This is a genomic window from Pseudoduganella lurida (assembly GCF_007830455.1).
In the GTDB taxonomy this organism is placed as follows: domain Bacteria; phylum Pseudomonadota; class Gammaproteobacteria; order Burkholderiales; family Burkholderiaceae_D; genus Rugamonas; species Rugamonas lurida.
The window spans coordinates 45,802-60,054 of the sequence record NZ_VLLB01000004.1; the positions used below are offsets into that span (position 1 = coordinate 45,802).

A 14,253-nucleotide genomic window follows, 5' to 3' on the forward strand; every position below is an offset into this window, starting at 1 on the left:
CCGCGCCTACCACTCCGCGTAAGGTTTGCCGTTCTGGCCATTGCCCGGGGCTCCGCTCTTGATGTCCGCCACGCCGGTCTGGGCCGGATCTTCCGGCGGCACCAGCTGCCAGCTGGCGGTGCTCTCCGTGATCGGGTCGACCGGCAAGGCGCGCAGGTATTTTTTCTCCACCAGCTGCTCCAGGGATTCCGGGTAGCGCCCGGTGTCGCCATAGAACTGGTCGATGACGCCGCGCATATTGCGCAGGTTATCGGCCAGCACGGTTTCCTTCGTGCGGTCCACGCTGGGAAAGTAGCGCGGCACGGCGAGCGTGAGCAGCAGCGCGATGATGCCCAGCACCACCAGCAGCTCGATCAGCGTGAAGCCCCTGCGCGCGCCGTTTGTCATGTTTACCATTTGCGGTACGGGATGCCGTTCAGCCCCACCCGCTCCGAGGTCGAGAAGATATCGTAGACGTCCTCGCCCTCGCGCGGTTCCTCCGCCTCGCTGGCGTAGCTGCGCTTGCCCCAGGTCTCGCCATCGGCCAGCTCGCCGTTCGTCGCGAATGGGTCGCGCGGCATGCGGCGCAGGAAGTGGATCTTCGCGCGCTTCGGATTGCGCAGGTCCGGCACGCCGTCGACCAGCTCCTCGAGCTTCTTCGGATAGCCGTTGCTGCCGATCGTCTTGGCGATGCGGCCGTCGTCGTAGGCCTGCTTGTAGTCGTCCAGCGCCTTGCGCACCTGGTACAGCGCGGTGCGAAGCTCCTGCTCGTTACGCCGCTGCACCGTCACCTGCACGGTCGGCACCGCGAGCGCACCCAGCAGGCCGAGGATCGCCAGCGTGACCAGCAGCTCGATCAGCGTGAAGCCGCGGCGGCGCCAGGCCCTCATCACTGCGCCTGTGACGGTTGCGTGGAGGGGTTCTGCATCGGCGGCGGCGTCGGCGCCAGAGTCGTCGGCGGCGGCGGTGCCACGGGCAGCACCTGCACCGGCTGCTGCGTCACGCTCGTGGCGGGACCGGGCTGCGAGGACGACAGCGGGACGTTGCCCAGCGTGGCCGGCTCCTGCGGCGGCTGGTTCGGCCCCTCTGCAGGCGCCGGCGCGCCACGCACGGGCAACGCCACCGCCGTGCGCGCGCTCATTTCCGGCTTGCGGCGGAAGTTCGCCTCGGTCCCGGCGGAGAACTCCATCGCCTCCGCCGTGGGGCGCTGCAGGTTGCGCACCAGGTGCGGCGTGATCGACAGCACGATCTCGGTCTTCTGGCTGTCGTCCTTGGTGGAGCCGAACAGGCGGCCCAGCAGCGGCAGGTCGGCCACGCCCGGCACCTTGTTGCCGGAGCTGCGCTCCTCGTTGTTCAGCAGGCCGGCCAGCACCTGGTTCTCGCCGTCCTTCAGCTGCAGCATCGTGGATGCCTGCCGCGTGCCGATCTGGTAGGCGGTCGTGCCGTTCTTCGTCTCGATCGTGTTGACCAGGTTCGACACTTCCAGCGACACGCGGATCGCCACCTCGTTGTTCAGGTAGATGGTCGGCTCGGCGTTGAGCGTGAGGCCCACGTCCACGTAGCTGACGCTGTCCTGCGAGAAGCCGCCCACGCCGGAGGACAGCGTGGTGGTGATGACGGGGACCTTCTCGCCGATCAGGATCTTGGCCTTTTCCTTGTTGCGCACGCGGATGCGCGGATTGGCCAGCAGGTTCGAATCGCCGTCCGTCCGGTTGGCGCGCAGGCTGGTCGTCAGGTCGGTGATGCCCAGCGTGCGGCGGTTCAGGTTATCGAGGTCGGCCAGCGTGAGGCGGTCCCCGCCGCTGGAGATCAGCGGCGTCAGCGAAATCCCGGCCGGCCACTGGATGCCCAGTTCCGTGATGCGGCTGCGCTTCACTTCGAGGATCTCCACGTCCAGCATCACTTCCGGCTCGGCCATGTCCTGCACGGCGACGATCTTCTCGGCCAGGCGGATCGCATCGGCGTTGTCGCGCATGATGACGATATTGAGCTTTTCATCCGCCACCACGTCGCGCGACTTGAGGATGGTCTTGAGCGTGTTGGCCACCGTCTTCGCCTCGGCATTGGCGAGGTAGAAGGACTTGACCACCGTCTCCTGGTACTCGCGCAGCTTGGCCGCGATGTTCGGGTAGATCAGGATGGTGTTCGCATCCATCACCTGCTGTTCCAGCTGGTTCGTCATCAGGAGGTAGTAGACGGCCGACTCCACCGTGCTGTTGCGCAGCAGGATGGTAGTGCGGGTATCGGTCTTCACATCCTTGTCGAACACGAAGTTCAGGCCGGAGCGGCGCGAGATCACGTCGAACACCTGCTTGAGCGGCGCATCGCGGAACTCGATGGTGATCGGCTGGCGGTAGCTCTTGGCCAGCGCCGTTTCGCCGGCATTGCGCGGATTGGCGTCGGCGATCCGGCGCAGCAGTGCACGGGCGGCGGGATTGTCCGGCTTCTCGGCCAGGATCGCATCGAGCCTGGCGCGCGCCGGCTCGTACTCCTTGTTGTCGACCAGGGCGGTGGCCTCGGCCAGCACGCGGCCGTGGCGTTCCGCGATCTCCAGGTTGCGCAGCGCGGCGCGGGCCCGTTCGTTCTGCGGATTCAGAGCCAGCACGCGCTGGATGTTCTGCATCGCCAGTTCGCGCTGGCCTTCCAGTGTCTGGCGTTCCGCCTGGTCCAGGTAGCGCAGGATGGCGCGGTCGCGCGCCTGCAGGTAGGCGGCGCGGTACTGCGCATTGCCGGGATCCTGCGCGAATGCTTCCTGCAGCTTCAGCAGGCCCGCCTCGACCTGGTCCTTCTCGATCAGCTCGCGGCCATCGCGGTACGCCATCTGCGCGGCGCAGCCCGCCAGCGCCAGGGCCAGGGCCGACAGCGCCAGCACGCGCCGCAGTTGCCCGATGCGGCCAGGTAGGGTGTGCGTGTTCAATCCATGACTCCAATATTTAGCTGCTGCATCTGCTTCAGGGGCAGATAGGTGATCGTCAGTGTCGGCGGCGCGATCGTGTCGATGCGGTACATGCCGTCGATGACGGTGCCGGCGCGCGCCACGTAGGTGCGGTCGGCACGGGCCAGGTAGACTTCCCACGCGCCATCGGCCAGGCCCTTGCCGAGGACCGTGAACGGCAGCGGCGGCGCGGTGGGCGCCGGCGGCGGAGGTGGCGGCCCGTTCGCTTCGGCCGCGGCGGCCGGCGGTGGCGGCGGGTTCCAGTTCCGGCCGGCGAACACGCCCTCGCCGCCCTGGAAGGTGCCCTCCCCCGTGGCCCCCACCAGCTCGGCGCGCGGCACCAGCCGCAGGATCGTGCTGGCTTCCTTGTCGGGCGCCTTCGCCGTGGACCTGGCAGGCGCCGCTGCGGTCGCCGGCGCCGGCGCGCGTTCCACGGCTTCCGCGACATCGCTCTCGGGCGCCCGGTCGCCGAACAGCACCAGGCCGGCCGCCACCGCCAGCGCACCGCCCATCAGCAGGTGGCGCGGCTTCATGACGCGTCCTTCAGGTACAGCGTGAAGCGCAGCCGCGCATCGACGGCCGGATCGGCGATCGTGTCGCGGCGGAAGCTCACTTCATCGAGCGCGGCAAACGGCACGGCGGCCAGCGCCTGCAGCACGAACTGCCAGATATTGCGGTACGCGCCCTTCACCGGCAGCGCGATCTGGTACGTGGTCACGCCGCTGGCCCGGTCGTAGCCGAACTTGTATTCGCCGCGGTTCAGCGTCAGGCCCGATTTTTCGGCCAGGTCGAACAGGGTCTTCACCTGCTGTTCGGCGTGGCGTTTTTCGCCCAGCGTGGCATGGAACAGCGCCAGGTTCTCATTGGCCGTGGGCGGCGGCGGTGCCTGCGCCAGCGTGGACGGCGCCGGCAGCGGCTGCGCCAGTTCCGCGCGCAGCGCGGCATGCTGCGGCAGCAGCCAGGCCCACGTGGCCAGTCCCGCCAGCAGCAGGGCCAGCGCCACGCAGGCCGCCGGACCGGCGCGCAGCGCCCACAGGCGCACGGCCAGCAGCAGCGGCGCGATGCGGTACTCCTTCATCGCGCCCGCCACTGCACGTCGACCTGGAAGCGGATCGCCCGGCCGGCATCCTGCTCGCCGATCTCATGGCGTGCCAGCGCCGCACCCAGGAAGAATTCCTGCTGCTGCAGCGAGCGCACGTAGTCGACCATGTCGTCGCTGTTCTTCGCTTCCGCGGTGATCTTGAGCATCTGCTTCTTCGCATCCGGTTCCAGGGCCAGCAGGGCGATGGTCGACGGCGTCGCCGCGCCGATCGCGTCATCGAGTTCGCGCCACGGCACGTTCAGCTGCAGGATGGCGGCGTTCACGGCCACCGCCTGTGCTTCCGGAATCGCCGTCTGCACCACCGCCGCGGGCCGCTTCGACAGCGCGGCCTGGCGCGCCTGCAGGCGCTCGACCTGCGCGGCGCGCGCGGCGCGCTCCCCGGCCAGCTGCGTGGCAAACCAGATGCCGCCGCCGCACAGCAGCACGCCGGCCAGCCCTGCCGCGGCCAGCGCCGGATGCAACCGGAACAGCGCACGCCGCAGCGAGGGTGGCGCGAAGTCGATCCGGATCGGTTTCATCGCGGGCCTCCGGCCAGTGCCAGCCGGCTGGCGGCGGACAGGCCACCGAGCCGCCCGCCCTCCTGCCCTGCCTCTAACCATTGGGTGGCGACGTGGCCTTCGCCGGCCGGCCGCGCCAGGGCGGCCGGCAGCGGACCGGCCAGCTGGATCAGCGCCGGCGGCGCCAGCCCGAGCAGCAGTGCCTCGCGCTGCAGCATCTGCGTCAGCCAGTAATGACTGACAGCGTCCTGGCCGATCGCATTCGCTGCCGCGCCCTGCGGCAGCGGCAGCGGCAGCGCGCGCACGGCGCGGAGCTGGCCGCCCTCGATTGCCGCCACCGTCAGCAGCCCGTCGTGCAGCTGGCCGAACCAGGCGCCGGCCTGCAGCGCACGGCACCAGCGGTTCCAGCCGGTGACGAAATGGGGCACCACGGCCACCATGTGCAGGCCGTGATCGGCCGTCGCCTGTTCCAGCAGCGACAGCAGCGTGCGCGGCAGCGCGGCGGCGAAGAACGGCGCTTCCGCATGCCAGTCGGCCGTGATCTGCCACGCGGCCGGCGATTCGCCGTACAGCGCGTGAAAACGCAGCGCGCAGGCTGCCTCGATGTCCGCCAGGCGCGTCGCCTGCGGTGGCGGCGTCACCTGCCACAGCCGGCACCATTCATCCGCCAGCACGATGGACACGGGCCAGCCCGCCACGTCGCGGCCCTGCAGCAGCGCGCGCAGGGCCGCGGCCAGCGCTTCCGGACCATGGCCATCGAGCGGCTGCTCGGCCACGGGCGCGACGCGTTCGCCGGTCCAGCGGCTGGTGCGCAGCAGGCTCACGGCGTCCAGCGAGACGCCCAGCCGGAACGCCTGTCCGGGCAGCCTACGCATGGAGCGTGACCCGCTTGATTTCGGCCAGCGTGGTGCCGCCCCGCTGCACCAGCGCCAGCGCCGCCTGGCGCAGGCTGCGCGTGCCATTCTCGTAGGCGGCCTGCTTGATCTGGCGGATCGGGCGCTTCTCGACGATCAGTTCGCGGATCTCGTCGTTCAGCGTGAGGATCTCGGCAATCGAACGCCGGCCCTTGAAGCCCGTGCCGCGGCAGTCGCCGCAGCCCTTGCCGGCCTTGAAGCGGTAATCGTAGACATCCGCGCGCGCCAGGCCCACGCTGGCCAGTTCCGCGTCGTCCGGCGTATAGTCGACCGCGCAGTGCGGGCAGTTGATGCGCACCAGCCGCTGCGCCCAGATGCCGTTGAGGGCCGACACGAACGCATACGGATCGATGCCCATGTGCGTGAAGCGGCCGAACACGTCGAACACATTGTTGGCGTGGACGGTGGTGAGCACCAGGTGGCCCGTGAGCGCCGACTGCACGGCGATCTCCGCGGTCTCGCGGTCGCGGATCTCGCCGACCATGATCTTGTCCGGATCGTGGCGCAGGATCGAGCGCAGGCCCTTCGCGAACGTCAGCCCCTTCTTCTCGTTGACGGGAATCTGCAGGATGCCGGGCAGCTGGTATTCGACGGGGTCCTCGATGGTGATGATCTTCTCGCGGCCGTTGTGGATCTCGGTGAGCGCCGCGTACAGGGTCGTGGTCTTGCCGGAACCCGTGGGGCCCGTCACGAGCAGCATGCCGTAGGCTTCCTGCGCCAGCGTGCGCAGGGTGGCCAGCGACGGCGCATCGAAACCCAGCGCTTCCAGGGACAGGGAGCCGTAGGACTCGATCATGGCGCGCTTGTCGAGGATACGGATGACGGCATCCTCGCCATGGATGCTCGGCATGATCGACACGCGCAGGTCGATCTCGCGGCCCATCGATTCGACGCGGAAGCTGCCGTCCTGCGGCACGCGGCGCTCGGCGATGTCCAGTTCGGCCAGCACCTTCAGGCGCGAGATGATCTGCTCGGCGATGTCGATGCCGTTGACGGCCGTGGCGTGATCGAGCACGCCGTCGACGCGGTACTTCACGGCCAGGCCGCCGGCCGTGCTCTCCAGGTGGATGTCGGAAGCGCCCGCTTTCAAGGCGTCGTACAGCGTGGAGTTCACCAGCCGCACGGCGGGACTGGCCGCCTCCGACACGGAAGCAAACGACAGCACGGCGGCCGTCTTGCCGTCGCGCCGCGAATTGTCGCCGCCGGGCAGCAACGAGTCCGTGGCGCGCGCCGACTCCTCCTGCTTGGACAGGTAGGCGGCGATATCGGCCTGCAGCGCCAGGCGCATCTGCAACGGCGCATGGACCGAAGCACGGGCCTGGGCCGACAGCCAGGTCTGCAGGTCCAGGTCGAGCGGATCGGCGATCACGCCCGTCACCACGCCTTCCAGCGTGCGCAGAAGGACGCACTTCCTGGCCATCGCCTGCGACAGCGGCAGCAGGTCGAAGGCCGGCGTGAACGCCAGCATCTCCACCGTCTCCAGCACGGCCAGGCCGAACGGCTGCGCCAGCGCGCGCACCACGAGCCGCGGCTCCATGCCGGTCAGCTCGGCCAGCTCTTCGACGAGCGTGCGTTTCGATGCGGCCTGCGCGGCGCGGGCGCGCGCCAGCAGCACGCCATCGAGTGGCGTGAAGGTCGACGGCAGGGACGCCGGGATGGGGGGCTGCATGGCCGGCTGGTTCAAGACATTTCTCCGGCAAGATCAAAAATGGGCATGTACAGCAGCACCACGATGGCGCCGACGATCAGGCCGATGCCGGCCATCAGCAGCGGCTCGAAGGTGCGCGTGAAGCGGTCGATCCAGCGGCTGATCTCGCCGTCATAGAAGGCCGCCGACTGCGTGAGCATCGGGCCCATGTCGCCGGTGCGTTCGCCCACCCGCAGCATGCGCAGCGAGATCGGCGTCGTCAGGCCGTTGGCCTCGAACGCGGTGGACAGCGGCAGGCCCGATTCGATCGCCAGGCGCGCCAGCTGCAGGCCGCTTTTCACGTTGGCCGACACCATGCCCTGTACCGTCTCGATGGCCTGCACGATCGTGATGCCGCCTTCGGTCAGCATGCCCAGGGTCAGGTACAGCCGCGACAGCTCGTAGATCTTCACCCGTTCGCCGATGCCGGGCAGGCGGCCCAGCAGCCGCACCACGCCGCCGCCCGCCATCAGGCGCCGTACGCCCAGCACCGCGCCGGCCAGCACGAGGGCCACGCCGGCCAGCAGCGCGCCCGTGTGGCTGCCGGCGAACTGGCCCCACGACAGCATCACCTGCGACATCCACGGCAGGTTGCGCCCGGCGCCCTGGTACACCTCGGCGAAGCGCGGCACGACATAGCCGATCAGGAACATCGACACGCCGCCGCCCACCAGCAGCAGGATGCACGGGTAGATGGCGGCGGACACGATCTTGGCGCGCACGATGTCGATGCGCTGCTGGTAGTCGATGTAGCGCGACAGCGAGCGCGGCAGGTCGCTCGTGCCTTCCGCCGCGCGCACGATGCCCACGTACAGCGGCGGGAACAGCTGCGGCTGCTCGGCCAGCACGGTGGAAAAGCGCTGCCCCTCGCGCAGCCCGGCCAGCAGCCGTTCCAGCACGCTGCGCGTGGCCGGACCTGCCTCCTTTTCCAGCAGCGCTTCGAGCGCCTCGACGATGCCGAGGCCGGCCGTCAGCAGCGCCAGCAATTCCTGGCTGAACAGCACCAGCGACAGCGCCTTGCCCTTGCCGGGCCGCAGGCCGCCGCGCACCGGATGGATCGCGCTGACGAACAGGCCGCGCGCCTCCACCTGGCGCCGCGCGTCGGCCTCGTCGCGGCCGTCGATGACCAGCTGGCCGATCGCCATCTCCGGCGACAATGTGCGTACGTCGAACTGCATGGTGCGCTGCGCGGTAGCGGTACTGGAATGAAAGCGGCGTGAAAGCGGAAAGCTTATTGCGAGGTGATGTCGGCGTTGTCGCCGCTGCCGCCCGGCTGGCCGTCCTTGCCCAGCGACGTGATCTCGTATTCGCCGCGCGTGCCGGGTGCCTTGTACGCATATGCGTGGCCCCATGGATCGGCCGGCACCACCTTCTTCAGGTACGGGCCGTTCCACTTGGCGCCGGCGGTGGCCGGCGCCGTCAGCAGCGCGTTCAGGCCTTCCTCCGTCGTCGGATAGCGGCCCACATCGAGCCGGTAGGTATCGAGCGACTTTTCAAAGGCCTCGATCTGCGCCTTGGCGACCGTGACTTCCGACTTGCCCAGCTGCGAGAAATACTTCGGTCCCACGTAGGCGGCCAGCAGGCCGATGATGACGATCACGACCAGCAGTTCTAGCAGCGTGAAGCCCTTCCTGCGATGAAATCCCATCTGATACTTTGCTGCGTGCATCCCGGACGACCTCCAATGCGATTGACGTTGAAGGCTACCATGCCATTTGCGGTTTCGACAATTTTTTATTTGTACGCCCGGGCTGCGGCAACGTGCGCAGCGGCCATGCGCTCTACGCCCCGGTCGGCCAGGCCAGCAGCGCGCTGCGCGCCACCGCATGCGCGCGGTTGCTCACGCCCAGCACGCGGTACAGCCGCTGCAGGTGATTCTTCACCGTCAGCGCGCTGATGCCCAGCAGCTGGCCGATTTCCGCATTGTTCTTGCCCTCGCCCAGCCAGTGCAGCACCTGCAGCTCGCGTGGCGACAGTGCCCGCGGCATGGCAGCGTGCGCGGGCGCCAGCCGCAGCAGGGCCAGGTGCAGATGCGGCAGCAGCAGCCGCAGGAAATGCGCCTGGCGCGGGCCCGGCCGCCCCGCCAGCCCGCAGGCCAGGAAAAACGTGGCGCCGCCCGGCAGCGCGCCACTGCCATGCGCAATGGCCCCGGGCAGGCCCAGTGCCGCCAGGCGGCCGGCCAGCACGCCCGCCTCCGGCTGCAGCAACAGCGGCCGCTCGCCGCCCTCGCGCCAGAGCTGCAGCGCTGCCGACGCGATGCCCCGCGCGGGATCGCACAGGGCCGCCTCCAGACGGCCGGGCGGGCCACCCGCCTGCAGCAGCTCGGTGCGGACGATGGCGCCGGCCGGGTCCAGCCGCAGGCACACGAGCGCGCGGTGCGGCAGCAGCGCCTGCAGCTGGCCCTGCGCCCACAGGAACAGCTGGCCCGGGTCGCGCAGGTCCAGGCCCGCCTCGATCGCGTGCAGCAGGTATTCCTGTTCCTGCCGGCTGAGGATGACGGCGCCGTCCATCACCAGGCCGGCAGCGGCTGCGGCACCCGGTCCGGATTGAAGCGGTAGCCGCTGCCGCGCACGGTCTCGATGCGGCCGTGGTAGCCGCAGGGCTGCAGCGCATTGCGCAGCCGGCCCACGTGGGCATCCACGGTGCGTTCGTCGAGATAGGCATCGGCGCCCCACACCTGGTCCAGCAGCTGGGCGCGGGTGTGCACGCGTTGCGGATGCTGCATGAGGAAATTGAGGAGGCGGTACTCGACGCGGCCCAGCACGATCTGCCGGCTGCCCGCCATCACGCGCTGCGCGCCGCGGTCGATGTGCAGCCCGGCGGGCAGCACGGGCCGGTGCCGGCGCAGCACGGCGTGCACGCGGGCGATGGCTTCGCGCGGGCCGAACGGCTTCGTCAGGTAATCGTCGGCGCCCGCTTCCAGCGCCAGCACCTTGTCCTGCTCGCCGCTGCGGGCCGCCACCATCATCAGCGGCAGCGCCGCCGTGGCCGGCTGCGCGCGCAGCCGGCGGATCAGCGCCAGGCCGGACTGGCCCGGCAGGTCCCATTCGAGCAGCGCGATGTCGGGCGGCGTCTCGTCGATCAGCACCAGCGCGCTTTCCGCGTCGGCCGCGGCGCACACCCCATGCCCTGCCTGGCGCAGGTAATCGCCCAGCTGCTGCTGGACGGAGAGGTCGCTGTCGATGAGGAGCACCTGGAACGGCATGGCGGCATGTGACAGTTGTAAAGACGAATTTAACTATGCACGAGCTGCCCCTGTCCAGACCAATACAATTTTTTTGCGAAATTCATAGCTTGCGCGACTAAATCCATGCACGCAAAAGAGCCCGCCGGACCTTGCGGACCGGCGGGCTCGATGGCGCCAGATCGATCAGGCGGTGAACGCGGCAGCCTTGCGCCGTGCCACGCCGGCCACCAGCATCGCGCCGATGCCCAGCATCAGCCAGGAAGACGGTTCCGGTACGGCGCTGACGGAAGCAAAGTCGGAGTACACCGCCGTGGCGATGCTGCCCTGTCCGCCGGCCACCGCGGCGGGCGTCCAGTCGATCGTCAGCAGCGAGCCGTTCAGTTCGTCCGACGAGCTGCCCAGCTGGGTCTGCTGGTCGGCGTCGTAGGCCGTCACGGCGAAGGTCGACCCGGCCACGATCGCGGCCGGATCGGCGTCGCCGCTGAACGTCACCGTGAAGCTGAGCACGCCCCCGTAGTTCACGGCATGAAACAGGTCGTTGTAGCCGCCGCCGTTGCCGATCACATAGCCGGCGCCCAGCGAGCCGCTGACCTGGCCATCCGTGAAGACCTCGGCCGCGCTATCGAAGCCTGCAAAGTTGGCCAGCGTGACGGTCGATGGCAGCGCCGTGCCGTTGCTGGCGCCGGCATACGTGAAGTCCAGCCAGCCGTCAGTGCCAAAGCTGCTCGTGTCGATCGAAACGGCGACGGTGGTGTCGGCCGCGGCCAGGCTGCTGCACAGGGCCAGGGCCAGCGCAGCGGCGGCCTGGCGGGGGAAAAAGAAAGATGCGCTCATGGTGGATGTCCTCGAAACTTAGAAATTGCCGCTGTAGATGGCGGCCGTGTAGGCGAGACCGACCTTGCCAGGATTGCTGAAGCTGACCGGCACGACGACGGAGGCGCCCGGCGCCAGACCACCGCTTGCCGTCGCCACCGTCACATACGGGGCGCCATCCTTCCGACCCCTTGCGTTGGCCAGCGTGACGCCGGCGGGCAAGCCGCCCAACACCACCTGCAGCGGCCCGGCCAGCGTGGCGGCCGACTGGTTGGTCAGCGTGATCGTGCCGTTGAACAGCTGCGTGGCGCGGTTCAGCGTGGCGCCCGAAATGACCTGCTTCAGGCTGGCGGTGACGTCCGCGAACGAGGCCTGCAGCGCCAGGCTGATCACCACCGGGTCGTGGTCGGAGGCGCGGTAAGGCAGCGCGTTGTACAGGTCCTGCGGCTTGCCGTCCGTGTTGTAGTCGATGACTTCCGGCTCGTCCGCATTGACGTGCCATTCGGCGACGCCGGCCACCTGCGGGCTCAGCGCGGCGCTGGCCAGTGCATGGTCCAGGTAGCCCGATTCATGGCCGAACACGTAGGAATACGGCACGCCCGCCGGGCGCACGAAACGCTCCAGCTGGTTCACGAAGCCTTTCGCTGTAATCGTGCGGATCGGATCTTCCATGCCGTACGAGTTCATGTCGCCGATCACCAGCACATCCTGGTCGCCGGACGCGGCCTGCACCTGCGGCACGAACACGTCGACCAGGCGCTTCGCCTGCAGTACGCGGGTGGCGTTCCAGCAGCTCTGGCCGTCGCCGTTGTCCGCTTCGGCACCGCCGCCGGACGGGCAGCTGCCCTTCGACTTCAGGTGGTTGACGATCAGCGAGAACCTGCCGCCGTTGGGTGCGCGGAAGGTCTGCGCCATCGGCGGCCGGTTGTTGACGGCATCGCTGTCCGACAGCGCCGTGCCCACCAGCGCCACCTTGGCCGGCTTGTACAGCATGGCGACGCGGATCGCATCGGTGCCCGTATCGGCCGGCTGCGGCACCACGCTGTAGACGGGCGCGCCGTACGCCGCGTTCAGGCTGTCGGCCAGGTAGCCGGCGGCGTAGTCACCGTTGTTCTGGATCTCCATCAGGCCCACGACATCGGCATCGATCGCCTTCAGTTCCGCCACGATCTTGTCGCGCTGGCGGGTGAATTCGTTCAGGTTGTCGGCGCCGCGGCAGTTGCCCGCGCTGGTGCTGTTGCCCACCTTGCAGCCCTGCCCCGTCTGGCCTGCCACGTTGCTGCCATTGGTGAAGGTGGTGAAGAAGTTCAGCACGTTGGCGCTGGCCACCTTCACGTTCCCGGCCGGCAGGCCCGGCGCGTCCTCGCGCGGGTTGTCGCGCGTGATGGTCGGCGCCACGGTCGGCTGGAGCTTGAAGCCGGCGCCGCCACCGCCCAGCGCGGCGTAGTCGACCACGCCCGTCAGGTCATGCACCAGGTCGCCGGTACGCACGGTCGGACCGTCGCCGATGTACGGGATCACGGTCGGCGTGACGGTGAGGCCGTCGTCCAGCACGATGCGGTTGATGGCATTGGCCGCCGCCATTGCCACGGCTTCCGGCGTGCCCGGCGCGTAGCGGTTGGTCGGCAGCTCCAGGCGGCCGTTCGACAGCGTCAGCTCGCCGCGCGCGCCCAGGTAGGCATTCTGCGAGATCGTCAGCGGGCTGGTAAAGCGCACCAGCATCGCTTCCACCTGGTCCAGACGGGCATTCGGCAGCGTGACATTGGTGGGGGTGACCTGGTGGCCGGACGACAGCACGACACTGTTCGTGATGTTCTGCATTTCCGTGTACGAACGGCTGGCACCGGAAGGCGTGAATTCCGTGATCGAGCCAGTGATGCGCACGCGCTGGCCGACGGCCACGCTGCTGCCGGCCGTGCTGCTGTAGACGTACAGGCCGTCGGAGGTGGCCGGGTCGCCGTCGCCGGTTGGATCCTGCAGGAAGAAGCCGCTCGCCACCTTGGCCGTGACGATGCCTTCGGTCGTCTGCACCGTGTCCTTGAACGGGCTCTGGGCGCCGCCCCCCTGGATCTGCGGGATGGTATTGGTGATCGCCGGCAGTGCCTGGACCGTCACGTTGATCGTGCAGCTGGCCTGCTGGGCCGCGTCGTTGTCGAAGCGGACCGTGACCGGATAGCTGCCCAGCGCCACGTTGCTGGCCACGTCCAGCCGCACGGCCGCGCTGCCGCCGATTTCGCCAGCAGCCGTGAAGCCGGACAGGCTGATGCCCGGCACGGCGCCGGCCGTGATAACGGCGCCGGTGACGATGCTGTCGGCATCCGTCGCCGTCAGGTCGGCGCTGCCGGCATAGCCGCGCGCCACGCCCAGCACCGTCGGGCACTGCAGCACGATCGGGCGCTCGTTCGGCGCACCGCACACGCGCGGCGCGCTTTGCCTGTTGCGCGGCGTGGGCGCGGCGATCGTGAAATCGGCCCGGTTGTCGTCAGTGTCGGCGCAGCCCTCGTCGTTGCGCAGTGCCGCCGTCGTATTGGCCGTGCCACCGGCGGCGGCGCTGCCTTCGTAGTGGCCGGCGCTGCCCCAGCCGACCAGGTCCACCAGCGCGCCGCCGGACGGCGTAGCGCTGGCGAGTGCTGTATTGCTGCTGACCAGGGCCACCTTGGCACCGCTGCCGCTCATCGGGATGGTGCCGATGGTGTCCGGTTCGAGTGACGTGGTACCGCCCGTGCCGGCCGCCTCCTGGACCAGATAGTACTGGCCCGGCTGGAGCGTGACCGCAGGAATCGGCGTGACCTGCCACGAGCTGCCACCCGTGCTGGCGTACTGGACACTCCAGTTCGTCAGCGTGACGGGCGCGCTGCCACGGTTGAACAACTCGATGAAGTCGTTCTTGAAGGTGGCGCCGCTGTTGCCGCCGCCGCCGTAGACCTGGCTGATGACGATGTCGGATGCGGCCAGGGCCGGCATGGCGCCGCACAGCGACGTGGCCAGCAGGGCGGCGATGGTGGTGAGGCGGCCCGGCGTGGGAGCGAGTCTGGTCATGGTCTTCCTGCGATATTGTTTGGAAAGTACGGACATTGCAACTTCCATAATATCGAAATGGTATGACCCCCTCATGACGGCCCGTTGGTCCGTTCGGGCT

General features: G+C 69.1%; 14 protein-coding genes. All 14 read right to left on the reverse strand.

The genetic code is table 11. The annotated features are described in order from the left end of the window. Window positions 1–6: 6 nt before the first annotated feature. Window positions 7–396, reverse strand: a complete 390-nt coding sequence (locus IP91_RS12625; protein WP_199754588.1) for a type II secretion system protein — start codon at window positions 394–396, stop codon at window positions 7–9. Beyond that, entirely contained in the window at window positions 390–869 is a 480-nt protein-coding gene (locus tag IP91_RS12630) for a type II secretion system protein (RefSeq protein ID WP_145649376.1), read from the reverse strand. Before IP91_RS12630 ends, IP91_RS12625 begins: the two co-directional genes overlap by 7 nt. Beyond that, entirely contained in the window at window positions 869–2,896 is a 2,028-nt protein-coding gene (locus IP91_RS12635) for a secretin GspD/PilQ domain-containing protein (RefSeq protein WP_229474356.1), read from the reverse strand. Before IP91_RS12635 ends, IP91_RS12630 begins: the two co-directional genes overlap by 1 nt. Then, the gene (locus tag IP91_RS12640) at window positions 2,893–3,447 is read right to left on the reverse strand and encodes a hypothetical protein (RefSeq protein ID WP_145649377.1); all 555 of its coding nucleotides are present in this window, start codon (window positions 3,445–3,447) and stop codon (window positions 2,893–2,895) included. Before IP91_RS12640 ends, IP91_RS12635 begins: the two co-directional genes overlap by 4 nt. Beyond that, window positions 3,444–3,992, reverse strand: a complete 549-nt coding sequence (locus IP91_RS12645) for a hypothetical protein (RefSeq protein ID WP_145649378.1) — start codon at window positions 3,990–3,992, stop codon at window positions 3,444–3,446. Before IP91_RS12645 ends, IP91_RS12640 begins: the two co-directional genes overlap by 4 nt. Further along, window positions 3,989–4,534 (reverse strand): PilN domain-containing protein, encoded by a 546-nt coding sequence (locus tag IP91_RS12650; RefSeq protein ID WP_145649379.1) that lies wholly within the window; start codon window positions 4,532–4,534, stop codon window positions 3,989–3,991. Before IP91_RS12650 ends, IP91_RS12645 begins: the two co-directional genes overlap by 4 nt. Next, window positions 4,531–5,388 carry a hypothetical protein gene (locus tag IP91_RS12655; RefSeq protein ID WP_145649380.1) on the reverse strand — a complete coding sequence of 286 codons (858 nt, stop codon included), beginning with the start codon at window positions 5,386–5,388 and terminating at the stop codon, window positions 4,531–4,533. Before IP91_RS12655 ends, IP91_RS12650 begins: the two co-directional genes overlap by 4 nt. Next, the gene (locus tag IP91_RS12660) at window positions 5,381–7,096 is read right to left on the reverse strand and encodes a GspE/PulE family protein (RefSeq protein ID WP_145649381.1); all 1,716 of its coding nucleotides are present in this window, start codon (window positions 7,094–7,096) and stop codon (window positions 5,381–5,383) included. Before IP91_RS12660 ends, IP91_RS12655 begins: the two co-directional genes overlap by 8 nt. A gap of 11 nt (window positions 7,097–7,107) precedes the next feature. Further along, a complete protein-coding gene (locus IP91_RS12665) occupies window positions 7,108–8,292 on the reverse strand; it encodes a type II secretion system F family protein (RefSeq protein ID WP_145649382.1) in 1,185 nt (394 codons plus the stop codon). Window positions 8,293–8,345: 53 nt separating this feature from the next. Beyond that, window positions 8,346–8,762 (reverse strand): type II secretion system major pseudopilin GspG, encoded by a 417-nt coding sequence (gspG, locus tag IP91_RS12670; RefSeq protein ID WP_229474358.1) that lies wholly within the window; start codon window positions 8,760–8,762, stop codon window positions 8,346–8,348. Between the two features lie 133 nt (window positions 8,763–8,895). Then, entirely contained in the window at window positions 8,896–9,624 is a 729-nt protein-coding gene (locus tag IP91_RS12675; RefSeq protein WP_145649384.1) for a LuxR C-terminal-related transcriptional regulator, read from the reverse strand. After that, complete coding sequence (locus tag IP91_RS12680; protein WP_145649385.1) at window positions 9,624–10,319, reverse strand: winged helix-turn-helix domain-containing protein; 696 nt, start codon at window positions 10,317–10,319, stop codon at window positions 9,624–9,626. The genes IP91_RS12675 and IP91_RS12680 overlap by 1 nt, the downstream gene beginning before the upstream one ends. A gap of 165 nt (window positions 10,320–10,484) precedes the next feature. Further along, the gene (locus tag IP91_RS12685; protein ID WP_145649386.1) at window positions 10,485–11,135 is read right to left on the reverse strand and encodes an NF038129 family PEP-CTERM protein; all 651 of its coding nucleotides are present in this window, start codon (window positions 11,133–11,135) and stop codon (window positions 10,485–10,487) included. Window positions 11,136–11,153: 18 nt separating this feature from the next. Beyond that, complete coding sequence (locus IP91_RS12690) at window positions 11,154–14,153, reverse strand: ExeM/NucH family extracellular endonuclease (RefSeq protein WP_145649387.1); 3,000 nt, start codon at window positions 14,151–14,153, stop codon at window positions 11,154–11,156. Between the last annotated feature and the right edge of the window lie 100 nt (window positions 14,154–14,253).

Excerpts from the sequence above, each read along its gene's own strand:
- IP91_RS12625 (WP_199754588.1), bottom strand. The coding sequence starts at position 396 with ATGGTAAACATGACAAACGGCGCGCGCAGGGGCTTCACGCTGATCGAG.
- IP91_RS12630 (WP_145649376.1), bottom strand. The coding sequence starts at position 869 with ATGAGGGCCTGGCGCCGCCGCGGCTTCACGCTGATCGAGCTGCTGGTC.
- IP91_RS12640 (WP_145649377.1), bottom strand. The coding sequence starts at position 3,447 with ATGAAGCCGCGCCACCTGCTGATGGGCGGTGCGCTGGCGGTGGCGGCC.
- IP91_RS12645 (WP_145649378.1), bottom strand. The coding sequence starts at position 3,992 with ATGAAGGAGTACCGCATCGCGCCGCTGCTGCTGGCCGTGCGCCTGTGG.
- IP91_RS12650 (WP_145649379.1), bottom strand. The coding sequence starts at position 4,534 with ATGAAACCGATCCGGATCGACTTCGCGCCACCCTCGCTGCGGCGTGCG.
- IP91_RS12655 (WP_145649380.1), bottom strand. The coding sequence starts at position 5,388 with ATGCGTAGGCTGCCCGGACAGGCGTTCCGGCTGGGCGTCTCGCTGGAC.
- IP91_RS12660 (WP_145649381.1), bottom strand. The coding sequence starts at position 7,096 with ATGCAGCCCCCCATCCCGGCGTCCCTGCCGTCGACCTTCACGCCACTC.
- IP91_RS12665 (WP_145649382.1), bottom strand. The coding sequence starts at position 8,292 with ATGCAGTTCGACGTACGCACATTGTCGCCGGAGATGGCGATCGGCCAG.
- gspG (WP_229474358.1), bottom strand. The coding sequence starts at position 8,762 with ATGGGATTTCATCGCAGGAAGGGCTTCACGCTGCTAGAACTGCTGGTC.
- IP91_RS12675 (WP_145649384.1), bottom strand. The coding sequence starts at position 9,624 with ATGGACGGCGCCGTCATCCTCAGCCGGCAGGAACAGGAATACCTGCTG.
- IP91_RS12680 (WP_145649385.1), bottom strand. The coding sequence starts at position 10,319 with ATGCCGTTCCAGGTGCTCCTCATCGACAGCGACCTCTCCGTCCAGCAG.
- IP91_RS12685 (WP_145649386.1), bottom strand. The coding sequence starts at position 11,135 with ATGAGCGCATCTTTCTTTTTCCCCCGCCAGGCCGCCGCTGCGCTGGCC.
- IP91_RS12690 (WP_145649387.1), bottom strand. The coding sequence starts at position 14,153 with ATGACCAGACTCGCTCCCACGCCGGGCCGCCTCACCACCATCGCCGCC.